Raw genomic sequence first — 24063 nt, 5'->3', positions numbered from 1 at the left:
TTTCGAGGCCTTAGACCAGCGACAGGTTTTCCGCGCTTACCTTGCCCCGCATCTTGTCGGTCTTGAGTTCGAACTGAACCTTCTGACCTTCGGCCAGCCCGCCAAGGCCGGCGCGCTCGACGGCGGAGATGTGCACGAACACATCCTTGCTGCCATCGCTCGGCTCAATGAAACCGAAACCCTTTTGACCGTTGAACCACTTCACTGTTCCCGTAGCCATTTTCTCTTCTCCAAAGCACATAGGCTTTTCATTCCGCGCGGCGATCGCACGGATTCAAATCCAATCTCGACGATGTCTCTGGAAAGAAGCCCCGTGGGGCGCGTTCAAAAAGGCACGGCGGTAATCGAATGCGCTACAACCTATAGGTTTTCAGCGAAATTGCAATGGCTGGCGGGAAATAAAGCCCGACGGCATTATGCGACGCCTTCAAAAATGGCTGTAGGATAGCCGTTCCAGCGCGATTTCCTTGCCCTCTTTGTCGACGAACTTCGGAACTGCACTCCCCGCGACGATCGTTCCGATGGAACTAAGCGCAACCCCTGCGCGCTGCGCGGCAGCTTCGAAGACTTCAACATGCTCTTTCGGAATCGTGCAGAGGATTTCGTAATCGTCGCCACCCACAATCAACGTTTCCAGTCCGACAATGCCGCGCGACACCAACCCCCGCGCTGCGCCGGACAACGGCACCTGCTCCAGATCGATCACGGCGGATACGCCCGACGCGCCGCACAGCTTTGTCAGATCGCCTGCCAACCCATCCGATATGTCCATCGAAGCACTGGCGTATTCGCGAACGATCTCGGCCATCGCCACGCGCGGCTGCGGGACGCGATAGCGTGCGACCAGCATCTCCCGCGCGGCCGTATCGGCGGCGGCATGCACCTTTCCCCCGCGGAGGATGGCCAGCCCCAGCCCGCCGTCTCCGATCGTCCCCGTCACCATCACCTGCTCGCCTGGTTTGGCGCCGCTGCGATGGACCATTTTGCCTGGCGGCACGCGGCCGAATGCGGTCACCGAAACCATCAGCGGCCCCGGCGTCGACACCGTATCGCCGCCGAGCAGCGGACATGCGAACTGCCTGGTGTCCTCGCCCAGCGCCGCCGCGAACGGCTTTAGCCAGCCCTCATCCGCGCTGCGGAGCGCCAGCGTCAGCACAAAGCCGGCCGGCGTCGCGCCCTTCGCGGCGAGATCGCTGAGGTTCACCCGCAGCGCCTTGCGCGCGACCGCATCGGGAGGATCATCGGGCAGGAAATGCACGCCCTCGACAATGGCATCCGTCGTCACCACGATGTCATCGCCGGACGGCTTCAGCGCCGCAGCATCGTCGTCGAGACGGAAGGCGCCGGGGTCGGTTGCAAGCGGCCGGAAATAGCGCGCGATCAGCCAGTCCTCGCCGGACACTGGTTTGCCGCTAGCCACGCGTGAACTCGTCGGCGCGGAACTGGCGCGCGATCTGGTCGAGCACGGCGTTGACCATACCGGTCTCGTCCTTTTCGACAAAGGCATGCGCGACATCGACATATTCTGAGACGACCACGCGGCCCGGCACGTCCTTGCGATGCTCGAGCTCGTAGGAGCCGGCGCGCAGCACCGCGCGCAGAATCGCGTCGATCCGCTTCAAGGGCCAGCCCTTCTGCAGCGCGTCGTCGATCAGAGGATCGAGCCTCGCTTGATCGCGGACCACGCCCGACACGACGTCGCGGAAGAAGGCGGCTTCCGCCGGCAGGTATTTCTCGCCCTCGACCTCGTTGCCGAACCAGTGGCTTTCAAACTCGGCGAAAATGTCGTTGATCCCGGCGCCTGCGATGTCCATCTGGTACAGCGCCTGCACGGCGGCGAGCCGCGCCGCGCCACGGCGGTTGGCTTTCTTGTCGGGAGTTTTGGCGGGCTTCTTCTCTGCCATCGTCAGGCCTTTGCCAGCCGGCGTTTGATCCGCAGCATCGCCAGCGCCGCGCGCGCGGCGTCGCCGCCCTTGTTCAACTCGCTGGCGCGCGCCCTCGCCCAGGCTTGAGCCTCGGTATTGACGGTAATGATGCCGTTGCCGAGCGGAACCTTTCGCGCGACCGCAAGGTCCATCAGGGCGCGGGAGGATTCGATCGAGACGATCTCGAAATGGATGGTGTCGCCGCGCACCACACAGCCGAGCGCAATCGCCGCGTCATACTGCTTGCCGTTCCTGTCGGCGGCATCGAGCGCGATCGCGATCGCGGCCGGAATTTCCAAGGCGCCTGGCACGGTGATGACGTCATGCGTCACGCCGGCGGCTTTCAGCTCGGCGACGGCACCTTCCAGCAGCGCGTCCTGAATGTCGTCATAGAACCGCGCCTCCACGATCAGCGCGCGCGCGCCTGTGATGTCGGTCTGGTCTTTCAGCGGTGCGCGCCGTGCGTCTGCCATCGTTCAATCCATTTCACTCTGGTACGGCGCGTTATGTAGTCGCCGCGGGTGGCTAAGCCAAGCACGAACTCGGCACCGTCATTCCGGGGCGATGCGCGAGCATCGAACCCGGAATCTCGAGATTCCGGGTCTGGTCCTTCGGACCATCCCGGAATGACGGCTGCGCCGTCACTTCATTTCCGAGAGCCGCGCCGCGTAGCGGGCCATCAGGTCGACCTCGATATTGACCTCGCTGCCTGCTGCCCAGCCGCCAAGCGTGGTGACGCTGAGCGTGTGCGGGATAATCAGCACCGAAAATATGACATCCTCGACCGTATTCACGGTCAGCGACACGCCATCCAGCGTCACCGAACCTTTGGCGGCGATGAAACGCGCCAGCTCTCGCGTGGTGCGCAGTTCGAACCGGGCCATATCGGGCAGATCGTCGCGCCTGACGACGGTGGCGATGCCGTCGGCGTGGCCGGCGACGATATGCCCGCCGAGCTCGTCGCCGATCTTCAGCGCACGCTCGAGATTGAGTTTTGTTCCCTTGGCCCAATGCTTGGCCGTGGTCATACCGAGCGTTTCCGCGGCGGCATCGACGTCGAACCAGGTCTTGCCGCCTTCGACGCCGGAAGCCACCACCGTCAGGCAGACACCGTTGCAGGCAATCGAGGCGCCGTCTGCAATGGTCGTCTGGTCGTAGCGGCAGGCGATCCGCATGCGGTGCAACTGCCCCTGCGCCGTCGGCTTCAAGGCGACGATTTCGCCGATGTCGGTGACAATTCCGGTAAACATTTAAGCGCGCTCGTAAATCGTGAGAGTGTCGTTGCCCAGGCTTTCGCTAGCACGTGGCTTGAACGCGGGCGACCCGGTGAGAGTCGACAGCGGCAATGCGTCCAGCGCGGGAATGCCGTCGGCGCCGACTTTATCAGGGCCGCACAACAGCCAGATTTCATCGACCAAGCCGCTCGCGACGAAGGACGACGCCACCCGCGATCCACCCTCGACCATCAGCCTTGTGATGCCCTTGTCGGACAGCGCGTGCAGCACCGCCGATAGATTCAGCCACGGCGGCTGCGCAGTAGCCGCAACGCGTATCACCTGCGCGCCTGCCGCACCGAGTTTCACGGCGGCCGGCGCCTCGGCAAAATCTGAGGTCATCACCCAGAGCGGCGTCTGCCGCGCGGACTGAACTAGCTTACTTGTGCCGGGAATGCGCAGCGCGCGATCCAGCACCACCCGCACCGGCGACCGCGCTTCCATGCCGGGCAGGCGGCAGGTCAGCAGCGGATCGTCCGCCAGCACGGTGCCGATGCCGACCAGGATGGCGTCGCATTGCGCGCGCAACAGATGCACCCGAGTTCTCGCGACCTCGCCCGTAATCGCAACGGGCTTGTGGCCGGCGGCAGCGATCTTGTCGTCGGCGGAGACGGCGAGTTTCAGGATCACATGCGGGCGCTTGTCGCGGACGCGGCGGAAATGGCCGGCGTGATCGCGCGCGACTTCCTGAGCACCGAGCCCGACATCGACTGATATCCCTGCTGCGCGAAGTTTTGCATGTCCCTGCCCGGCCACCTCCGGATTGGGATCCTCGATCGCCGACACCACGCGCGAAATGCCGGACGCGATAGCGGCATCGACGCAAGGCGGCGATTTGCCGAAATGCGAACAGGGCTCCAGCGTCACATACAGCGTCGCGCCCCGCGCCGCCTCGCCGGCGCGCCTCAAGGCTTCCGGCTCGGCATGCGGTCGCCCGCCCGGTTGCGTCCAGCCGCGCCCGACGATGACGCCATCCTTCACGACGACCGCCCCGACGGCCGGATTGGGCCAGGTCCGCCCCAGCCCGCGCCGGCCGAGCGACAGCGCAAGCTGCATGAAGCGCTGGTCAGCCGCCTTGGACTCCCTGATCTTCTGCCCGTACTGGTCTTCCAGGATGCGGAAGATCATTTGCGCAACGTGGCGATCCGCGCTTCGTCCTCGCCTGAGAGCTCGCCGAGCACGGTCTCAAAATCCTTGGCCTCGCGGAAATTGCGATAGACGGAGGCGAAGCGCACATAGGCGACGTCGTCGAGCTGGCGCAGATGCTCCATCACGATCTCGCCGATCGCCTCCGAGGAGACTTCCGCCTCGCCGCCGCTCTCGAGTTCGCGCACGATCGCTGAAACCATCTTCTCGACCCGCTCAGGGTCGACCGGCCGCTTGCGCAAGGAGATCTGCAGCGAGCGGACCAGCTTGTCGCGGTCGAACGGCACCCGGCGCCCGTTGCGCTTGATGACCGTCAGTTCGCGCAACTGCACCCGCTCGAAGGTGGTGAAGCGGAAGTTGCAGGCAATGCATACCCGCCGCCGCCGGATCACGGCCGAGTCCTCGGTCGGACGCGAATCCTTCACCTGCGTATCGAGACTGTTGCAGCTAGGACAACGCATCCAACGGGACCTTCGACTTGCTAGACCTTACTGATAGATCGGGAAGCGGTCGGTGAGCGCCTTCACGCGTTCCTTGATCGCGGCTTCGACCAGCGGCGCCTTGCCGTCCTCCGACTGCGCCAGCGCGTTGAGCACCTCGGCGATCATGCCGCCGACTTGCTTGAACTCGGCGACGCCGAAGCCGCGCGTCGTTGCCGCCGGCGTGCCGAGACGCAGGCCCGAGGTGACGAACGGCTTTTCAGGGTCGAACGGAATGCCGTTCTTGTTGCAGGTGATCGCGGCGCGCACCAGCGCCTTCTCGGACACGTTGCCCTTCAGGCCTTTGGGCCGGAGGTCGACCAGCATCAGATGGTTGTCGGTGCCGCCGGAGACGATGTCGAGGCCATGGCCGCGCAGCGTTTCCGCCAGCGCCTTGGCGTTCTCGACGACGTTCTTCGCGTAGACCTTGAAGTCCGGACGCAGCGCCTCGGCGAACGCCACCGCCTTGGCGGCGATGACATGCATCAGCGGGCCGCCCTGCAGGCCCGGGAAGATCGCCGAATTCAGCTTCTTGGCCAGCGCCTCGTCGTTGCAGAGGATCAGGCCGCCGCGCGGGCCGCGCAGCGATTTGTGCGTCGTCGTGGTGGTGACGTGCGCGTGCGGCACTGGCGAGGCATGGACGCCGCCGGCGACGAGGCCGGCGAAATGCGCCATGTCAACCAGGAGGTAAGCGCCGACGCTATCGGCGATCTCGCGGAAGCGCTTGAAGTCCCAGGCGCGCGAATAGGCCGATCCGCCGGCGATGATCAGCTTCGGCTTCACCTGCTCGGCCTGCTTCGCCACCTCGTCCATGTCGATCAGATGATCCTCGCGCCGCACCGTATAGTGCGCGGCCTTGAACCACTTGCCGGACATGTTGACTGGCGAGCCGTGGGTGAGATGGCCACCGGCCGCGAGATCGAGGCCCATAAAGGTGTCGCCGGGCTGCAGCAGCGCCAGAAACGCCGCCTGGTTCATCTGGCTGCCTGAGTTCGGCTGCACGTTTGCAAAGCCAGCGCCGAACAGCTTTTTGGCGCGCTCGATCGCCAAGGTCTCGGCAACGTCGACCCATTCGCAGCCGCCATAGTAACGCGCGCCCGGATAGCCTTCCGCGTATTTGTTGGTCATCACCGAGCCCTGCGCTTCCAGCACGGCCCGGCTGACGATGTTTTCCGAGGCGATCAGCTCGATCTCGTGCCGCTGGCGGCCGAGTTCGCCCTTGATCGCGGCAGCGATTTCCGGGTCGGCCTCGGCGAGCGTGGCCGTGAAGAACGAGTCGGGCGCGGAGCCGGTCTTGGCGCTGGTGGGCGAGGAGGTCATTGGGCGAAATATCTCCACCGCCGCAGGCCCTTAGGGGCGAAGCGGGCGGGTCTGGTGTGGCGGTCGAAAGAAGCGCCTGCGAGATACCACATCGGCCGGAATTGGCCAAGTATTTGCGGTACAGGGCTGGTATTTATGCAAGATATGGTGGGGATGAAGCCCCATTCGTCGCCCCGGGCTTGAGCCGGGCGTTCCAGTTCACCGTCATTCCGGGATGGTCCGAAGGACCAGACCCGGAATCTCGAGATTCCGGGTTCGCTTCGCGCCCCGGAATGACTGCCTCCCCTCACGCAAACCGGTACGGCCCGCCCTTGGCGACCGAGCGCTGGAACGCCGGACGGGCGTGCATGCGCTCCAGCCAGGCCGCCAGGTTCCGGTATGGCTCGAGCTTGTCGAACACTTTTGCCAGCTCACCGACAAAACTCATCTGGATGTCGGCGCCGGTCAGCGACGCCCCGACGAAGAACTCGCGCCCGTTCAGCGCGCGGTCGATATAGCCGAGGTGGTTCGCCAGTTCGCTGTCGATGCGCGGATGCAGCGGCGCACCCGCCTCCTTCAGTCGGCCGACATAGAGGTTGAGCATCAACGGCAACACCGCCGAGCCTTCGGAATAATGCAGCCACTCGTTGTAGGCCTCATAGTCCGCGCTACCGGGCGCCGGCATCATCGCGGGCTTGTCTTTTCCCTGGCCGTAGCGGCGGATGATGTAATCGACGATGGCGCCGGATTCGGCGATGGTCATATCGCCGTCAGTGATGACGGGCGATTTGCCGAGCGGATGAACCTCTTTCAACTCCGGCGGCGCCAGCCGCGTCTCGGCGTTGCGCTGATAACGTTTCAGCTCATAGGGCGTGCCGAGCTCCTCCAGCAGCCACAAAACTCGCTGCGAGCGGGAGTCGTTGAGATGATGGACCGTGAGCATGGGGCTTCCTCTGGTCTTGTTAGAGCATGGCGGTTCACTTGAGACCATCATTTGCGAGCGCAGCGAAGCAATCCATCGCACGGCAAGTGGAGATGTGGATTGCTTCGCGGAGCCTGTCATCGGGCGCGCATTCGCGCGACCCATTGGCTCGTAATGACGTGGAGATAGCGACGCAACACTCGACTGTCATCCCCCGCGAAGGCGGGGGATCTAGTACGCCGCGGCTTCTCGATTCAATCATTGACGTCTCTGGGATACTGGATCGTCCGCCTTCGCGGACGATGACAACGGCATATGTGACAACGATCTCGCGACGCGTTGCGCCCGAGGTTTGCTCTCAACTTCCCGCCCTCTCCAAACAGAGGGCGCAGGGAAGACCGGGTGCTGGCTGCACCCGCGGTCTCGTGTGCAGGTGCGCATCAAGAACACGCACACGAGCATACAGGTACAGCGGGAGCAGCCCGGCCTTCCCTGCGCAATGGCTTTACGGCTTACTTCGTGCTCTCCCCGGAGAACGGCTTTCTTGCCTCCGTCGCCACGCAGAAAACTTCCACGTAACTTAACGCCAGCACCGCGGCGCCAGAACCACACGACTTCGCCGTACGCCTCCTGCGCGTACGTCTTGCGCATTCAGCGTCCATCGCATCTCACCGCACGTTCGTGACGATCGCGACCCGCCCCTCAATTGGGTGAGACGCACGGTATATGTGACTGATTTGGTCTGCGACGAAAGCGGATAATTTTTGCGGGACCGGCTGGACACAACATCTAGCTGATTTGCCTGTCGGGCAGCGCGAGACCTTTGCCGGCCGCAGCGTGAACCAGATCACATGCCGCCGTTTCGACTGAGCCTATAACCATCCGGGGCTGACAGATGGATTTCCCGACATGGAAAGCTCGCTCCCACCGAAAGAGCGTCAGGCCAATTCGCGACGCTGGCTGATAACGGCCTTCCTGATCTACGGCACGATGGTCGGCGGTCTTCTGGGATTTTTCGTGATTTTCCCGAATGCCGCCAATGAAACAGAGGCCGAAAACGCACGTACTGCAACGGTAACGAAGCCGGTTCGATACGAAGGCGTGATCGCCAACTGGAACCGCTATCGCGCAAAGGACGCGCGCGCGGACGCGCAGTAACTCGAACCGGCTCAATCGAGAACCAGGCGGCCGGCAGGCTCAATGCGATCGCTTCCGCTTTTGACGACGACGATTTCGCCGCTGGCCGGCGAGACACCGGTGAGCGCCGAAATGTTCGCGCCGTGCGTCACGATGAGGAGGTTTCCGCGCGACGTCCATTTGGCGATGCGCGCACGGGCGCCCGCCGTTAGCGTCTCTCGTTGATCGCGCAGCACCACAACATTACCGAATGTCGCAACGGTCTCGACCGGCCCCAAGTTCAGCAATTTGGCGGTGTCGATGCATCGGCACCACGGCGAGCTCAGGATCGTTTCAAACGCAATCCCTTCCCGCTTGAGCCGCGCACCGATCTTCCCGGCGTCCGCCCTCCCCTTGGCGCTCAGGTTGCGCTGGGTGGCACAATCTTCAACGCGGAAACCGGGCGGATCGCCAAAGCCCCCCGGCGCATCGGCATGCCGCATCAGCGCGACATGCCCCCCGGCGCGCAACGCCTTCCAGGCATTGGCGGCCTCCTCGGCAGTGGCGATCTCCGTCGAACTGAACAAACCGACGAGGAGCGCGAAGATGGCAAAGCGAATGCAGGACATGGCAAAGCGGCCTTGCTAAAAATACGCAATCAGGCGCCCCGCGCAGATGACGCCGAGCCATAGCAGGATCGACAGCAGTGCAGTCACCTTGGCTGCGCCGGACGCCTTGTCGCCCCAGTGTTCAACATAACGCCATGGAACGGCATGCGCGATCACGATGTTGATCAGCGCCGCACCGATCAGAAGCAGCTTGATCTGGAACGCGGCATTTTTCACGACATGCGAAGCATCGGCGCTGAACAGCAAAAAACCCATGCTGATCGCGAGCAGAAAGCCCGCACGCGACAAGGGCAGCAGCAATTGCGCCATCGGTTGAATGGCAAGCGTGCGCCCGAGTCCCAGCAGCCTCAAATCGAGCGCCAGGATCGATCCCACCAGGATCACGAAGCCGATAATGTGCAGAATCTCGACCGCGGGATAAAGCGCTGGCGAGGAGCGCATCGCATGGCCCAGCGCGCTTTCCTGCAGCGCCAGGAATATCGATGCGGCCGGCTGGTGTTCCACTGCCCTACCGCAATTCGATACGCTTGCCGTCGAGCACGATGTATTCGATCCGCGCCTCGTCCGGCTTGCTGGTGTGAGGATAGCCGAACACGGTGCAGGTCTTGCCGGGCGCGATCAGCTCGCGCGTTGCGCCACGCGCCTGCATGCGCGACGGCGGCGCCAGGACGAAATGCCAATGCTTGCCGTCGACCTCCATCTCGATCCCGCAATGGGGATTCTCGAAGGTCGATTTCAGGATCTTGCCGGTGACGGTGAACGATTTTGACGTATCGTAGCCGCCCCAGCCATGATGGGCGATGGCGGAAGCCGGCACAAGGCTAGCCGCCAGCGACAGAAACAAACGACGGGTGAGTGAGGTCATGGCGAGCCTCCGCCGATCAGAGACGCAAATCTATGGCGGCGCGCGCGAGGCAGCAAGACTTGCCTCGGAGGCACCGGGTCTGCGCTCGCGTCAAGCCGCGGCAGCAGGGCGTCTTTTCGTTACAACCCCGTATACCCCGCCTTCACCGGATCGTTGCTGCCATCGAGCTGGCGTAGATAGGTGAGCCCGCACACCGTCAGCCGGTGCGGATCCGTCTCGCCCGCCTCGACCAGCGTGGTGAGATAGGCCGTGACCTTGGCGCGCGCCTCCTCGCTGGCAGCGGCGCTGCAGTTCAGAAGCAGGTCATAGGTCTGCATGATCCGTTCGATCGCGGCTTCCATGGATTCTCCTGAGTTGCGTGAGCGGGTGGATCGTCAGGCCAATGCGCCTGCTTCGAACGTGGCGATCGCCTTATTGGCGAGCCTGAGCCGGTTGAATTCGCCGCGCCGGAACAGCTTCACGATGATTGCGAGCAATCGCTCGTCGGTAACCAGGGTATCGGCAATGGCGCCGCTCTTGCGAAGGTAGTTTGAGGCGATCGCGTAGGCATCGCCCACCACCTCAAAATTCATGACCTGAATTCCGCGCTCGACGAGCATGCCCTCACCCGTTTTGTGGCCGGGCCGATAATTCGCAGGCGCGAAGATGGTTCCACCGCGAGAAGAAGATGGTTCCAATGCGAGAAATCGTAATTTCTCTTTAGGAAACAGCGATAGCTGCCCGAAAATGCGGAGGATTCTCCCTCCAAAACAAAGCGCACCGAAGCCGGAAGACCGGCGCCGATGCGCGTTGAGCAGGGCTTACGCCTAGCCAGTTTGTCAGCTTGTTGGCTACCGGTCTTCTAGGCGGCCGGTTTGCGAATTCTCAGAGCCGATACAGGATCTGGTCGGTCCAGAACCGCTCGAGGCGGTGCAGCGACTTGTTCAGCGTTGCGAACTCCTCATTCGAGATGCCGCCGACCTGCTCCACCGTCTTGACGTGCTTCTGGTAGAGCGCATCGACGATCTTGCGGATTTCCTGGCCCTGCGCGGTGAGGCGAATGCGGACCGAGCGACGATCGACGCGCGAGCGCTGATGATCGAGGAAGCCGAGCTCGACGAGCTTCTTGAGGTTATAGGAGACGTTGGAGCCGAGGTAGTAACCGCGCGTGCGCAGTTCGCCCGCGGTCAGCTCCTTGTCGCCGATGTTATAGAGCAGCAATGCCTGCACCGAATTGATGTCGGCGCGGCCGCGGCGATCGAATTCGTCCTTGATGACGTCGAGCAGCCGGCGATGCAGCCGCTCGACCAAAGTCAACGCTTCCAGATAGAGCGGCTGCACCGGAGTTTGACCGGCAGAGCGTTCAGCGGTTTCCACCGCCGTTGCAACGGCTTTGATCATGACACTTCCCCTGTCGTCGTTTTTCGACTTATTTCGACGAAACTTCTGTCCCGCCTGATAGCTTCAACTTAAGGGGGCGGTTTGAAGATCCGCTTAAATAAGACAATAAAGAGATCATGAATTTAACAGAGTGAATTGTGGATTAAGCCCCATGGATCAAGGCTTTTTGCAACATTTCATTGACGCTGGAAGCGCCCTGTTCACGCTTCGTCTGCAAGCCTTGTCGCATTCGGAAACAGGTGCGTCTGAAATCGAAACGCTCGCGTAAGATGTGTGGTGGAACCCTTTACGGCCTTTAACGGTGACCAAATCGTTACGGAAAAACTTTTTGAAAATTGTACGGGATCGCGTCGCGGATTCTGCACGCGGATGGATTATGGCGGAAAACTGACGCGTTGAAGCAACGGTGGCTTCATCCTTCGAGACGCGGCCAATTGGCCGCTCCTCAGGATGAGGTCTAGCTTCAGGACGAGGTCTAGCTCGTCCTCATGGTGAGGAGCGCGGCAGGGCCGCGCGTCTCGAACCATGAGGCCACCGGACGCGCCGCAGGATCCTATGGCGGGCGCTCGCGCGCAGCCATCCAGGCGAGCGCGAGATAGGCGGCCAGCATCACGGCTTCGAGCCCTACCACCGTCAGGCTGCCACCGTAGATGCCCGGAAACATCAGCTCGATCACCGCCGTCGACACCACCGTGGTGAGCCACACCACCGCGCCCCAAGGCGTCGCGAGCCACAGGCCGACGGCGCCGACGAGTTCGATGACGGCGAAATAGACGGTCGCGGTCTGCCAGGCCATCGACTGGTTCTCGAACGCCTCTTCCTCGCCGCCGATGAAACCCGTGACCTGCGCCCAGTGGTACAGGCCCTTCATGATCGACACGACCGCCATGATGCGCAGGAACAGCACCAGCCGACGCGTCCACACATTGTCGTCGGGCTCGATCCGCTCCGACGACATCGCCGCCATGGACATCGCATTGTCCCTGGCATGGTCCCGCCCCTGATCGCGCGCCGAAAGGTCAGACATGGAAGCCGACCCGGAAGCTGATCTGGGGGCTGACCTCGCAACCGGGGCGCAACGTGTGCTGGAATCTCCTCATGGCCTGATGTCTTGGCCCGGCGCGACGGCAAAATCAATTGCCGATGAGATAGATCAAGGCTCGGTGACGCGGCAGCGGCAAGGTGCTAGAATTGGAACAAATCAAAACCTTCCCTCCGCCTCAAGGAGTACCGTTCACATGGCGATCAAGTTCGGGCGTCCGATCGAAATGCGCGACGCGCCGCGGCGGCAGACGGCGCTTGCCTCCACCCCGCTCGACCTGACCATCCGCCCCCGCCGCAACCGCAAGGCAGAATGGGCGCGGCGGCTGGTGCGCGAAAACGTGCTGACCACGGATGATTTGATCTGGCCGATGTTCGTGGTCGACGGCCACAACACGCGCACGCCGGTGGCCTCGATGCCCGGCGTCGACCGCCTCACCGTCGATCAGGCGGTGCGCGACGCCGAGCGTGCGGCAAAACTGAGCATCCCCTGCATCGCGCTGTTTCCCTATACCGAGCCGTCGCTCCGCGACGAGCACGGTTCCGAGGCGCTGAATCCGAACAATCTGGTCTGCCAGTCGGTGCGCGCGATCAAGAAGGAATTCCCCGAGATCGGCGTGCTGTGCGACGTCGCGCTCGATCCTTTCACCAGCCACGGCCATGACGGGCTGATCGAGGACGGCAAAATCCTCAACGACGAGACGGTGGCGGTACTGGTGAAACAGGCGCTGGTGCAGGCCGAGGCCGGCTGCGACGTCATCGCGCCATCCGACATGATGGACGGCCGCGTCGGCGCGATCCGTGGGGCGCTGGACGAGGCAGGTTTTCTAGACGTGCAGATCATGGCCTATGCTGCGAAATACGCCTCTGCCTTCTACGGCCCGTTCCGCGACGCCATCGGCTCCGCCAAAACGCTGACCGGCGACAAGCGCACTTACCAGATGGACAGCGCCAATTCCGACGAAGCGCTGCGCGAGGTCGAGCTCGACATCGCCGAAGGCGCCGACATGGTGATGGTGAAGCCCGGCATGCCCTATCTCGACATCGTGCACCGCGTGAAAGACACGTTCGCGATGCCGACCTTCGTCTACCAGGTATCCGGCGAATACGCGATGATCGCCGGAGCCGCAACCAATGGCTGGATCGACGGCGACCGCGCGATGATGGAAAGCCTGCTCGGCTTCAAGCGCGCCGGCGCGGATGGAATCTTGACGTATTTTGCGCCGAAGGCCGCGGAGAAGTTGAAGGCGGTGTAAGCTTCCGTCGTCCCTGCGAACGCATGCGAACGCAGGGACGACGGAGAAGTTGTGCCTCAACCGCTGCAACCCGACAATATTGCGCGCTGTTAATGGTCGCAGCCCCCCTTGGCGCAGGCCCCGCCGGTTCCCATGTCACGGTCTGGAATATCGGCCTGGAGGACGGACCATGTCTTATAGCGGCTCTGGCAATACCGGCGGCGACGCTTCAAATGCTGGCGGCGGCTGGCGGAACGATGGCGGGGTGCCGCCGCATGCGTTCGATCCCTATTCGCAGCCGGAACTGTTTCGCGGCGTGCTGACGCGGCGGGTATTTGCGTTCCTGATCGACCTCGTCGTGCTGTCGGTGCCCGTCATCCTCGGCTACATCTTCATCGGCCTGTTCGGCATCATCACGCTCGGACTCGGCTGGATGCTGTTCTGGCTGGCGTGGCCCGCCACCATCGTGTGGGCGATCGTCTATTACGGTACCTCGATCGGCGGCCCGCATTCGGCGACGCTCGGCATGCGCGCGATGGATCTGGAGCTGCGCACCTGGTACGGCGAGCCGGGCTATTTCGTGCTCGGTGCCTGCCATGCGGTGCTGTACTGGGTCTCGATCTCATTCCTGACGCCGCTGGTGCTGCTGGTCGGCCTGTTCAACAGCCGCCGCCGGCTGCTGCACGACATCATCCTGGGAACCGTGGTGATCAACAGCTCGGTTCGTACCCAGGTAGTTCCCTCGGCACGCAGCAGCTATTGAGCGAGCAGCAAACTATTTGACCGTCCGCCTTCGGGGCGCGATGTTAGAGCCGGTCGGGCCCCCAAGATGAAATCGGGGCCGGGCCGGCGCTTTTTTCGTTCGGATGCGTTTTCTTAACGCGAACCGGTGTCTACTGCGTTGGAAAGCGCTATGGTTGATTTGTTTCGGAGGCGTGACGACCCGACGTGACCCAACACTCGCGTGATACCCCGCAATTCTACCTGACGGCGCCCTCGCCCTGCCCCTATCTGCCGGGCCGGCACGAGCGCAAGGTGTTCACGCATCTGGTCGGCGACAAGGCCGGCGACCTCAACGACCTCCTGACCCATGGCGGTTTCCGCCGCAGCCAGTCGATCGCTTACCGCCCGGCCTGCGACCAGTGCCGGGCCTGCGTCTCCGTGCGCGTCATCGCCAACGAATTCCGCCCCTCGCGCAACTTCAAGAAAGTCTTGGCGCGCAACGCCGACATTGTCGGCGAACAGCGCAGCGCGGTGCCGACGTCGGAGCAATACTCCGTGTTCCGCGCCTACCTCGACAGGCGCCACCGCCATGGCGGCATGGCCGACATGACCGTGCTCGACTACGCGATGATGGTGGAAGACAGCCATGTCGAAACCCGCATCATCGAATACCGCAAGCGCGGCGTCGACACCGGTATCACCGGCCGCGGCGAGGAGCTGATCGCCGTGGCGCTGACGGATGTGCTCAGCGACGGGCTATCGATGGTGTACTCGTTCTTCGAGCCGTCGCAGCACAGCCGCTCGCTCGGCACCTTCATGATCCTCGACCACATCACCCGCGCGCGCCGGCTCGGGCTGCCTTACGTCTATCTCGGCTACTGGATCGAGGGCTCCAAGAAGATGGACTACAAGGGCCGCTTCCTGCCGCAGCAGCGGCTGGCGCCGTCCGGCTGGCTGCGGGTGGATGCGACGGGCGAGATGCTGTCCGAACCGCAGGATTGACCCTCTGCTGTCATCACCCGCGAAAGCGGGTGATCCAGTATTCCAGAGACATCAGTGATTAAATCGAGAGGTCGCGGCGTACTGGGTCGCCCGGTTGAACCGGGCGATGACAGCCGTGTGCGCGGTTAGCCGAAGAACGTCTCGAACAACAGCTTCACGTTCAGCGCGACGATGATTCCGGCGACGATCCAGGCCACGACAGCGACTGTGCGCGGGATGACGAACTTCCCCATCTTGCGCCGGTCGGAAACGAACCGCACCAGCGGGATCACCGCAAACGGCAGTTGCATCGACAGGATGACCTGGCTGAACACGAGGAGCTGGCCGGTGCCGCGCTCACCATAGAGCGCGGTGACGATCACGACCGGAACGATGGCGACGCCGCGAGTCAATAGCCGCCGCGCCCAGCTCGGCAGCCGCAAGTTCAAAAAGCCTTCCATCACGATCTGGCCGGCCAGCGTCGCGGTGACGGTCGAGTTCAGGCCGGAGGCGAGCAGCGCCACTGCGAACAGGGTCGAGGCAATGCCGAGACCAAGCAGCGGCGACAGCAGTTCATAGGCCTGCCCGATCTCGGCGACCTCGGTGCGTCCGCTCGAATAGAAGGTGGCTGCGGCGACGATCAGGATCGCGGCGTTGATGAACAGCGCCAGCATCAGCGCAATCGTCGAGTCCGTCGTCGCCCATTTGATCGCCTCGCGGCGACCCTTGTCGTTGCGTTCGTAGGCGCGGGTCTGCACGATCGCGGAGTGCAGATAGAGATTATGCGGCATCACGGTCGCGCCGATGATGCCGATCGCGATGTAGAGCATTTCAGGATTGGTGACGATCTCGGACGACGGCACAAACCCCTTCAGAACGGCAGCCACCGGCGGCGCAGCAGCCACGATCTGAATCGAAAAGCAGATCGCGATCACGATCAGCAGCGCGATGACAAAGGCTTCGAGGAAGCGAAAACCCTTGTTCATCAGGAGGAGCAGCAAGAAGGCATCGAGCGCAGTTATCAACGCGCCCCAGATCAGGGGAATGCCGAACAACAGGTTGAGCGCGATCGCGGTGCCGATCACCTCGGCAAGATCGCAGGCGATGATTGCCGCTTCGCAGACCACCCAGAGCACGAAGTTCACGGGCCGCGAGAAGCTGGCGCGGCAGGCCTGCGCCAGATCGCGGTCGGTGACGATGCCAAGCCGCGCGGCCAGCGCCTGCAACAGGATCGCCATCAGGTTCGACAGCAGGATGACCGCGAGCAGCGTGTAGCCGAACTTCGATCCGCCCGCGAGGTCGGTGGCCCAGTTGCCGGGGTCCATGTAACCGACCGAAACCAGATAGCCGGGGCCGAGGAAGGCCAGCAGCCGGCGCGACCAATGCCCGCCAAAGGGCACCAGGATCGTGGAATTGACCTCGGGCAAGCTCCGCCGCGCGTCGGCGGCGGCATCAGCGCGCCAACCGGAGGCGGTCGTATCGGCCATCAGCAAACCCTTGGCTTCCGGGCCCAAATCGGGCGTGCGCGCATCCATTCCAGCAAGATGGCCGATCTTCGTTCTTATTGCAACTCATTTGCAACTGCATCTGGCAATCATGTGCAATTGCATCTGGTGATCACGAAAATGATACCGGCTCACTGGCTTGTAAAGCACTGAGGAAGTACTTTACGCTGGTTCCATGATAAAGGTTCCGCTCGAAACCCCGACGGCCACGCTGCGATACGCCCTCGCCCCCGACGAGGCCGGCATCGCCGCCATCGAAGCGACCTTTGCCGCCTATGACCGGATGATGGCGATCCTCGCCGAGGTTGCCCCGGTTGGCGCCAACCTCGTCGCCCTCCACGCCCAGGCCTATGAGCGGATCCGCACCGAGACGGGACTGCCCGCGCGTCTCGTGACGCTCGGCCTGCGCGACCGCGCCAGTTACGTCGCGGGCTCCCCAACGCGCAAAATCCCGCTCGACGACAAGTTGTTTGCGATCAAGGGACCAACTTCACTGACCATTAGCACTGTCCACGGACGTGTCTTGGTGCCGTTTGAAATCCCCGGATATCTTGCCGGCTGGGATAGTCCTTTCCCGGCTCATTTGGTTTCGGACGGCCGCGCTTACGAAATCCACATCGCCGTGAAATCGAAATCACCACAGCCGGAGGAGAAGACCATGGTTCACGAGGGTATTCTTGCACGTATGGGTAGACTTCTTGCCGCCATTGCCAGTGAGACGATCGACAATGCCGAGAACAGCAACAAGGTCGCGCTGGTCAAGCAGGCGATCCGCGAAATCGACGCCGGCGCCGATGAAGCGCGCCACGCGCTCGGCAAGTCGCGCGCCGAGGAGTTTCGCCTCAAGCGCCGGCGCGAGGAACTCGACGCCGAAATCGCCGCGCTGACCGACAAGGTTCGTCTTGCGGTTGCAGAGAACCGCGAAGACCTCGCGCGCGCCGGCGTTGCACGGCAAATTGATCTGGAATCGCAGGGTACCGCGCTCGAGCGCGCGATGGATTTCATCGAACTCGAAATCGACGAGCAGACCAAGGCCTTACAGGCGATGCTTGGCGCGCGGCGTGAAGCCGAGACCCGCCTCGCCGATCTCGAGGCGAGCCTCGAGAAGCACGCGCCGCACGAAACCGGACGCGCGGCTGGCGCGACCAAAACAGTGAGTCCCGATCGGGCGATGGCGGCGATCGCACGCGTCACCGGCGTGCCTGCAGCCAGCGTGGCCGGCGATAAGGAACTCGACGAACTCGACCGGTTGCACCGCGAAAAGGAAATCGCGGCCCGCCTTGAAAGGATCAAGTCGCAGCAATGAGTGCCCTGACCGACATCCTGCTAGCGCCGGACGTGCGGCCTTTCGCCGTGGCTGCCGCCATCATGATGGCGCTCGGCGGCATCGAATTGCTGGCGATGCTGATCGGCTTCTCGCTCGGCGAACTCTTCGGAAAAGAAGTTGCCGTCGACGTCGACAGTGGTGACGGATTGGGCGGCCTGTTCCTGTGGGTCAATGCGGGGCGGCTACCCCTGCTGATCCTGATCGTCCTCGCACTCGGCGTGTTTTCGATTGCGGGATTCTTTTTGCAGGGGCTCGCGCACGGTGTGGGAATTTCGATTCCGGTCGTGATCGCGGCGATCGCCGCCGCGGGTGTCAGCCTCCCCGCGATCCGTGTCACCAGCCGCGGCATCGCCCGCATCATCCCGCGCGACGAGACCTATGCGGTGGACCAGGCCGATTTCATCGGCCAGGTCGCCGAAGTTTCGGTCGGGCCACTCGACCAGGGATTGCCCGGCCGCGTCCGTCTCAAGGATGTCTTCGGCAACTGGCACTCTCTGGTGGCGCGCGCCAGTCCCGAATCCACGCCGCTCCCGGTCGGCGCCAGCGTGTTGCTGGTCGATCGTGATGCCAAGAGCTTTATCGCCATTTCCGCACCAGCCGACCTCATTGCGCAACAACGTTCAGACAGGGCTTGAACATGTGGGAACTTGCAATACCCGTCACGATTGGCGTTATCGCCGTTCTTGTTATCGGTTTACTGCTTGCCAAACTGTACCGCCGCTCGACCCGTGATGAAGCCTATGTCCGCACCGGATTAGGCGGCCAGAAGGTCGTGCTCGACGGCGGCTCGATCGTCCTTCCGGTGTTCCACTCCGTCGCCGCGGTCAATCTGAAGACGCTGCGGCTGGAGGTCGCCCGCGGCGGCCCGGACTCGCTGATCACCAAGGACCGCATGCGCGTCGACATCGGCGCCGAATTCTATCTGCGCGTCAAACCCGATACTTCCTCGATCGCGCTCGCCGCGCAGACGCTCGGCAGCCGCACCCAAAATGCAGGCGAGCTGCGCGAACTGATCGAGGCCAAATTCGTCGACGGCCTGCGTTCAGTGGCCGCCACCATGAACCTGGAAGAGCTGCAGGAGCAGCGCGCGACGTTCGTGAAATCGGTGCAGGACGCCGTCGGCGCTGACATCCAGAACAACGGCCTTGAGCTCGAATCGGTGTCGCTGACCCGTCTCGACCAGAGCGATATCAAGCATTTCAACCCGAGCAACTTCTTCGACGCCCACGGTCTGACGACGCTGACCAAGATCACGCGCGAGCGCGAACAGGAGCGCAACCAGATCGTCCGCACCACCGAGGTCAACATCGCGCAGCAGGACCTCGTCGCCCGCCAGACCACGCTGACGATCGAGGCCACCAAGCGCGAGGCGGAACTGGCCCAGCAGCGCGACATCGCCAACAAGACCGCCGCGATGCGCGCGCAGACTGCGCAGGTCGAGCAAACCGCGCTGCAGAACGAGGCCGAGTACCGCATCCAGCAGGAACTGGCGGTCGCCAACAAGCAGACCGAAGCCAACCAGTTGCGCGACACCAGAAAGATCGAAGCCGATCTCGCGGTGAAACGCCGCAATACCGAGATGGAGCGCGACCTGCAGATCGTGGCGCAGGAAAGTGCGATTGCGATCGCGACCAAGAGCAAGGAGCAGTCGGAAGCGCAGACCGTCGCCGAGACCGCGCGTGCGCTGGCGATTGCGGCCGAGGAAAAGGTCACCACCGCCAAAGCCGTCGAAATCGCCGAACGCGACAAGATCATCAACGTGATCGCGGCGCGCAAGGCCGCCGAGACCGAGGCGATGCCGATCACCGTGATGGCGGAAGCCGAGAACCAGGCCGCGAACAACAAGGCGGAAGCCATTACCATGCTGGCCAAGGCCGACGCCGAGGCGGCGACGACCCGCGCGGCCGGCGTCAAATCGCTCGGCCAGGCCGAGGCCGAGGTGGCCGCGTTGAAGGCGGAAGCGCGCAACAAGCTCTCTCAGGCGATGGTCGACTACGATCTCACCCTGGCGCGCATCAACATCATCCCGAACGCGCTGGCCGAAGCGGTCAAGCCGATCGAGAAGATTTCCGACATCCGGATCTTCGACACCGGCGGCCTGCTCGGCCGTGGCGGCGGCAATGGCGCGATGAACGGCCATGGCAACGGGCTTGGTCTGGGCGATGGCCTTGCTGCGCAGTTGCTGTCGGTCTCGGCGTTCAAGCCGATTATCGACAAGATCCTCGCCGAGGGTGGATTCGCGGCCGGTCCGGACGCGCTAACCAGCCTGACCAGCGCGCTGGCCGCGCAGCAGCTCGCCAGTCCGGCCGAACTGCCTGCGATCGAAGATGATACGGATGAAGATGATGCGGATGAGGTAGCAACACCGCCCGCGACCATCTCGGGAACGGGCAAGGCGACCCTCGGCCCCAAGTCGTAGTCAAGCAGAAGCAGCCGAACCACCGTTCAAATCGAGGCCTGCCGCCATTCGCGCGGCGGGCCTTTTTGCTGGAGCCCTTCTCCACCTGTCAGTTGTCGGGAAGCACGCAGGCGGCCTTCACTTCCTTATTGCAAATGCCTCTCATTCGTGACACCAATTGCAACTAATTCGCAATTGCAACTGAGGGAGCATTCAAATGCGTCAGTTCAAGCGGACTTGGGAGGCACACCAAGACAGAAACGACGATTTTCACTTCGGCGATTTTCTTGGCCATTTTCAAGTGCCGCACCGACCGCACGGCTCGCATGGCCCGGGTGAGCACCATGGCCCTCACGGTTGGCCGTGCCCACCGGATCCGAAGCCGGCAAAAATCGAATACCGCAGCTTCGACGGTTCGCAGAACAATCAATCCGATTCCACCCTCAACTCTGCCGGAACTGAATTCGGACGCATTGGCCCGGCGCATTTTGCCGACGGCATTTCTGTTCCGCTCGGCGGCAACAATCCCCGCACCATCAGCAATCTTGTGGTCGGCGCGGGCGACCCTGATGTGGCGAACCCGGAAGGCGTTTCCGCCTTCATGTACGCATGGGGCCAATTCATCGATCATGACATGACGCTGACCCGGACGGATGGCGTCAGCGATATCAGCGTCGTGGTGCCCGCGGGCGATCCCGTGCTCCCCGCCGGCACCGTCATTCCGATCACCCGCGCCGTCATCGATCCCACGACCGGTGCGGGCACATCCAACCCGGCCATGGCGGTCAATTCCAATACCGCCTGGCTGGATGCCTCGATGGTCTATGGATCCAACGCCGCGACCGCGGCCAGCCTGCGCACCGCCGATGGTCACATGTTGACGTCGCAGGGCAGCAACCTGCCGATCGTCGACGGTATGGTCGTGGCCGGCGACGTCCGCGCCGCAGAAAATCCGGCGCTCACCGCGCTGCAAACGCTATTCGTGCGCGAGCACAATTATTGGGTTGACCGACTGCACGTCGAACACCCGAACTGGAGCGGCGACCAACTCTACAATCACGCGCGCGCCATCGTGACAGCGGAAATCGCCAACATCACCTATTCGGAGTTCCTGCCTAACCTCGTCGGCAAGAACGCGCTTACGCCTTACGACGGCTATGACCCCAACGTCGATCCCCACCTCACGCTGGAATTCGTCGCCGCGGCGTTCCGCTTCGGGCATTCGATCGTGTCGGGCGAAACCGAAGGCCTTGCGGAAAACGGCGAAGTCATCGCCGGCTCCGAGGAAGACCTGAAGGATGTATTCTTCCAGCCGGCTGCAAACTTCAACGACAATGGCGGCGCCGATGGACAATTGCGCCACCTGGCCGCCGATCCATCACAAGCACTCGACGCGCGCATCGTCGACGACCTGCGCAATTTTCTTTTCGATCCACCGGTGTCTATGGATCTCGCCGCGATCAACATCCAGCGCGCCCGCGACCTTGGCCTCGGCACGCTCAACCAGACCCGAGAAGCACTCGGCCTCGAGCCCTACACGGATTTCAGCCAAATCACGAGCGACCCGGAGACGCTGGCCGGACTGAAAGCAGCTTACGGCAATGTCAACAATGTCGGTCTGTGGACCGGTGGCCTGTCGGAAAATCACGTCCCCGGCGCGCTGGTCGGTGAAACCTTCCAGGCCATCATTACGATGCAGTTCGAGGCGTTGCGCGATGGCGACCGGTTCTGGTTTGAGAATCAGGGGTTCGATTCCAAGACGTTATCCGAGATCAAGGGCACGACGCTGGCGGATATCATTCTGCGCAATACCGACACCGAGCATATCCAGGACGATGTCTTCGTAACCTACTCGCGGCATACTGGCCTTGCTGGCGGCGTGGGGTCCGAAGACCCCGAAGCCCGCCAGATCGTTATCGGCTCCGATGGCAACGACACGCTGATCGGCGGTCCGCAGGGCGATTATCTGTTCGCCGGAACCGGCAAGCAGACGATGACGGGCAATGACGGCGCGGACCGCTTCGTGTTTGATTTCGGCTCCACCAAGGCTGAGATCACCGACTTCGATCCGGGCGTCGACATGCTGGTGTTTGAGAATGCCGGCTGTCTGGACTTTCGCGATGTGAGAATCTGGGGCGACCATGGGAACACGGTGGTCCAGGTCGGTGACGACCGGATCGAACTCACCGACGTGCGGCCTCATGAACTGACAAAGCACGATTTCCTGTTCGACGTTTGATGCGAACTCACGGGACAACTTCTACGGATTGACGGGGTCCTTCTCGTGTTGGCCGGAAATCAAATCGTCATCGTCATTCCGGGGCGCGAAACGAACTAAGATGTGCATTGCACATCTGAGAATCTCGAGATTCTCAGGGGCGCGAGGGCGCCCCATAGTTCGATGCTTCGCATCGCCCCGGAATGACCGCGGCCCGCCTCACGCAAACGGTACGCCTCCACACGTCAGCGTGCGGAGGTTTTTGTTTGTAGACAGGCTTATCGGGAAACGGGTGGGTTTGATCGTCCTCAGACCAGACAATGAGGCGAGAATCGAATTTTCCAAGGAAACTGTCATGTCACCCGCTCCGACCCCTCGCCTGCCGCCGACTTTCAACCGTCTGGCCTGGTCGAACCTCGCCGCGCAATCGGCCGAGCAGATTGCGCTGGCCGCAGCGCCCATCGTTGCGGTGCTGCTGCTTGGTGTTGGCGAAGGCCAGACCGGGCTATTGCAGACCGCGCTGACGCTGCCCTTCATCCTGTTTGCGATTCCCGCCGGTCTCCTCGCCGACCGCATCTCGCGGCGCTGGGTGATGGCGGCCTCCGAAGCGCTGCGCGCAGCTGCGCTGGCGGCGACGCTGCTGCTGATCTGGCTCGGCGCAATCACGCTGCCGCTGCTCTCGCTACTCGGCTTCGTCGCTGTATGCGGCACCGTGGCCTACAGCGTCGCCGCGCCCGCTTTGGTGCCATCGCTGGTCAATTCGGAGCAACTGCCCGCGGCGAACGCGCGCATCGAACTGGCGCGCACCGTGGCGTTCGCGAGCGGTCCGGCGCTCGGCGGCGTGCTGGTCGGGTGGGTCGGTGCGGCGCCTGCGTTCGGCTTTGCCGCCGCATTGTCGGTGATCGCCGTCGTGCTGCTGTCGGGCATCTATGAACCGGCGCGCGCCCCCGCCCCGCGCCGCCATCCCCTGCAGGAGATCAGGGAAGGCGCCGCGTTCGTGTTGCATCATCCGCTGCTGCGGCCCGTGTTCATCACGCAGTTCATCTTCAATACGGCGTCGTTCCTGCTGCTTGCGGTGTTCGTACCCTACGCCGTTCGCCATCTCGGACTATCAGCCACCGGCGTCGGCGTGACGCTGGCGATGTACGGCGTCGGCATGGTGGCGGGCGCGCTGTCTGCCACGCGGGTGATGCAGCGGCTGGCCTTCGGCACCGTGATCGGGCTTGGGCCGGTGACCGGTTTCGTCGCCGCCGCCGTGATGGCGCTGACGGCGATCGTGCCGACGCCGTGGCTCGCCGGGCTGAGCTTCTTCCTGCTCGGCGCCGGCCCGATCCTCTGGGTGATCTCGACCACCACGCTGCGCCAATCGGTAACCCCGCCGTCGCTGCTCGGGCGCGTCTCCGCCATCAACATCATGAGCTATGGCGCCCGCCCGCTCGGCTCGGCGCTGGGCGCTATTGTCGGCGGTCTCTACGGCGCGGAAGCCTGCCTCTATCTGGCAGCCGCCATCTTCGCGGCGCAGGCGCTGGTGATCCTGCTATCGCCCGCAGTCTCGCTGGCGCGACAGCCGGACATGGTGGGCGAGCCGGCAGGCTGTTAG

At 63.1% G+C, this 24063-nt stretch carries 26 protein-coding genes; 9 read left to right on the top strand and 17 right to left on the bottom strand.

The features are described 5' to 3' along the window. Positions 1-10 precede the first annotated feature (10 nt). The 9 genes from V1292_RS23345 to V1292_RS23305 form a co-directional block, all read right to left on the bottom strand. Complete coding sequence (locus V1292_RS23345; RefSeq protein ID WP_028345703.1) at positions 11-220, bottom strand: cold-shock protein; 210 nt, start codon at positions 218-220, stop codon at positions 11-13. A gap of 207 nt (positions 221-427) precedes the next feature. Further along, on the bottom strand, positions 428-1420 hold the full coding sequence (thiL, locus tag V1292_RS23340) for a thiamine-phosphate kinase (protein WP_334374995.1): 993 nt from the start codon (positions 1418-1420) through the stop codon (positions 428-430). After that, complete coding sequence (nusB, locus tag V1292_RS23335; RefSeq protein ID WP_334374993.1) at positions 1413-1904, bottom strand: transcription antitermination factor NusB; 492 nt, start codon at positions 1902-1904, stop codon at positions 1413-1415. Before nusB ends, thiL begins: the two co-directional genes overlap by 8 nt. Positions 1905-1906: 2 nt before the next feature. Next, a complete protein-coding gene (ribH, locus tag V1292_RS23330; protein WP_334374992.1) occupies positions 1907-2398 on the bottom strand; it encodes a 6,7-dimethyl-8-ribityllumazine synthase in 492 nt (163 codons plus the stop codon). 168 nt (positions 2399-2566) lie between these two features. Further along, positions 2567-3175: a riboflavin synthase gene (locus V1292_RS23325; protein WP_334374991.1), complete on the bottom strand. Its 609-nt coding sequence runs from the start codon at positions 3173-3175 to the stop codon at positions 2567-2569. Next, the gene (gene ribD, locus V1292_RS23320) at positions 3176-4327 is read right to left on the bottom strand and encodes a bifunctional diaminohydroxyphosphoribosylaminopyrimidine deaminase/5-amino-6-(5-phosphoribosylamino)uracil reductase RibD (protein ID WP_334374990.1); all 1152 of its coding nucleotides are present in this window, start codon (positions 4325-4327) and stop codon (positions 3176-3178) included. It abuts the gene before it with no gap. Further along, positions 4324-4806: a transcriptional regulator NrdR gene (gene nrdR, locus V1292_RS23315; RefSeq protein WP_028345697.1), complete on the bottom strand. Its 483-nt coding sequence runs from the start codon at positions 4804-4806 to the stop codon at positions 4324-4326. Before nrdR ends, ribD begins: the two co-directional genes overlap by 4 nt. Before the next feature lie 27 nt (positions 4807-4833). Beyond that, complete coding sequence (glyA, locus tag V1292_RS23310) at positions 4834-6144, bottom strand: serine hydroxymethyltransferase (RefSeq protein ID WP_334374989.1); 1311 nt, start codon at positions 6142-6144, stop codon at positions 4834-4836. Between the two features lie 286 nt (positions 6145-6430). Further along, entirely contained in the window at positions 6431-7066 is a 636-nt protein-coding gene (locus V1292_RS23305; RefSeq protein WP_334374988.1) for a glutathione S-transferase family protein, read from the bottom strand. A gap of 888 nt (positions 7067-7954) precedes the next feature. Between V1292_RS23305 and V1292_RS23300 the strand changes: the two genes are divergently transcribed. Beyond that, entirely contained in the window at positions 7955-8203 is a 249-nt protein-coding gene (locus V1292_RS23300) for a hypothetical protein (RefSeq protein ID WP_334374987.1), read from the top strand. 11 nt (positions 8204-8214) lie between these two features. On the opposite strand, the gene V1292_RS23295 is transcribed toward V1292_RS23300, so the two are convergent. The 7 genes from V1292_RS23295 to V1292_RS23265 all read right to left on the bottom strand — a co-directional run bounded on the left by V1292_RS23295 (position 8215) and on the right by V1292_RS23265 (position 12062). After that, a complete protein-coding gene (locus V1292_RS23295) occupies positions 8215-8790 on the bottom strand; it encodes a histidine phosphatase family protein (RefSeq protein ID WP_334374986.1) in 576 nt (191 codons plus the stop codon). Between the two features lie 15 nt (positions 8791-8805). Beyond that, complete coding sequence (locus V1292_RS23290) at positions 8806-9294, bottom strand: hypothetical protein (protein WP_334374985.1); 489 nt, start codon at positions 9292-9294, stop codon at positions 8806-8808. A 4-nt stretch (positions 9295-9298) separates the two neighbouring features. Continuing rightward, positions 9299-9655: a DUF6152 family protein gene (locus V1292_RS23285; protein WP_334374984.1), complete on the bottom strand. Its 357-nt coding sequence runs from the start codon at positions 9653-9655 to the stop codon at positions 9299-9301. A 119-nt stretch (positions 9656-9774) separates the two neighbouring features. Then, complete coding sequence (locus V1292_RS23280; RefSeq protein WP_028345690.1) at positions 9775-9996, bottom strand: hypothetical protein; 222 nt, start codon at positions 9994-9996, stop codon at positions 9775-9777. Between the two features lie 33 nt (positions 9997-10029). Then, on the bottom strand, positions 10030-10254 hold the full coding sequence (locus tag V1292_RS23275) for a hypothetical protein (RefSeq protein WP_334374982.1): 225 nt from the start codon (positions 10252-10254) through the stop codon (positions 10030-10032). Between the two features lie 265 nt (positions 10255-10519). Beyond that, a complete protein-coding gene (gene ldtR / locus V1292_RS23270) occupies positions 10520-11035 on the bottom strand; it encodes a transcriptional regulator LdtR (RefSeq protein ID WP_028345688.1) in 516 nt (171 codons plus the stop codon). A gap of 553 nt (positions 11036-11588) precedes the next feature. Next, positions 11589-12062 (bottom strand): DUF6163 family protein, encoded by a 474-nt coding sequence (locus tag V1292_RS23265; protein ID WP_334374981.1) that lies wholly within the window; start codon positions 12060-12062, stop codon positions 11589-11591. Positions 12063-12273: 211 nt separating this feature from the next. On the opposite strand from V1292_RS23265, the gene hemB reads away from it, so the two are divergent. From hemB to V1292_RS23250, 3 genes are all read left to right on the top strand, one after another. Further along, complete coding sequence (hemB, locus tag V1292_RS23260) at positions 12274-13332, top strand: porphobilinogen synthase (RefSeq protein WP_334374980.1); 1059 nt, start codon at positions 12274-12276, stop codon at positions 13330-13332. Positions 13333-13501: 169 nt separating this feature from the next. Continuing rightward, on the top strand, positions 13502-14074 hold the full coding sequence (locus V1292_RS23255; RefSeq protein ID WP_334374979.1) for an RDD family protein: 573 nt from the start codon (positions 13502-13504) through the stop codon (positions 14072-14074). Between the two features lie 185 nt (positions 14075-14259). Further along, complete coding sequence (locus tag V1292_RS23250; protein ID WP_334374978.1) at positions 14260-15036, top strand: arginyltransferase; 777 nt, start codon at positions 14260-14262, stop codon at positions 15034-15036. 125 nt (positions 15037-15161) lie between these two features. Here V1292_RS23250 and V1292_RS23245 read toward each other — a convergent pair whose 3' ends face one another. After that, on the bottom strand, positions 15162-16550 hold the full coding sequence (locus V1292_RS23245) for an Nramp family divalent metal transporter (protein ID WP_334374976.1): 1389 nt from the start codon (positions 16548-16550) through the stop codon (positions 15162-15164). Between the two features lie 145 nt (positions 16551-16695). Between V1292_RS23245 and V1292_RS23240 the strand changes: the two genes are divergently transcribed. The 5 genes from V1292_RS23240 to V1292_RS23220 all read left to right on the top strand — a co-directional run bounded on the left by V1292_RS23240 (position 16696) and on the right by V1292_RS23220 (position 24063). Further along, on the top strand, positions 16696-17826 hold the full coding sequence (locus V1292_RS23240) for a PspA/IM30 family protein (RefSeq protein WP_334374975.1): 1131 nt from the start codon (positions 16696-16698) through the stop codon (positions 17824-17826). Continuing rightward, positions 17823-18482, top strand: coding sequence for an OB-fold-containig protein (locus V1292_RS23235; protein WP_334374974.1), 660 nt, complete (start codon positions 17823-17825; stop codon positions 18480-18482). The genes V1292_RS23240 and V1292_RS23235 overlap by 4 nt, the downstream gene beginning before the upstream one ends. Positions 18483-18484: 2 nt before the next feature. Continuing rightward, on the top strand, positions 18485-20266 hold the full coding sequence (locus tag V1292_RS23230) for a flotillin family protein (protein ID WP_334374973.1): 1782 nt from the start codon (positions 18485-18487) through the stop codon (positions 20264-20266). A gap of 196 nt (positions 20267-20462) precedes the next feature. After that, a complete protein-coding gene (locus V1292_RS23225; protein WP_334374972.1) occupies positions 20463-22484 on the top strand; it encodes a peroxidase family protein in 2022 nt (673 codons plus the stop codon). Between the two features lie 334 nt (positions 22485-22818). Next, complete coding sequence (locus tag V1292_RS23220) at positions 22819-24063, top strand: MFS transporter (RefSeq protein WP_334374971.1); 1245 nt, start codon at positions 22819-22821, stop codon at positions 24061-24063.

The organism is Bradyrhizobium sp. AZCC 1719 (assembly GCF_036924525.1).
GTDB lineage: Bacteria > Pseudomonadota > Alphaproteobacteria > Rhizobiales > Xanthobacteraceae > Bradyrhizobium.
Note: the sequence above shows the minus strand (reverse complement) of the source record. Positions and strands in the feature narration are given on the sequence as shown.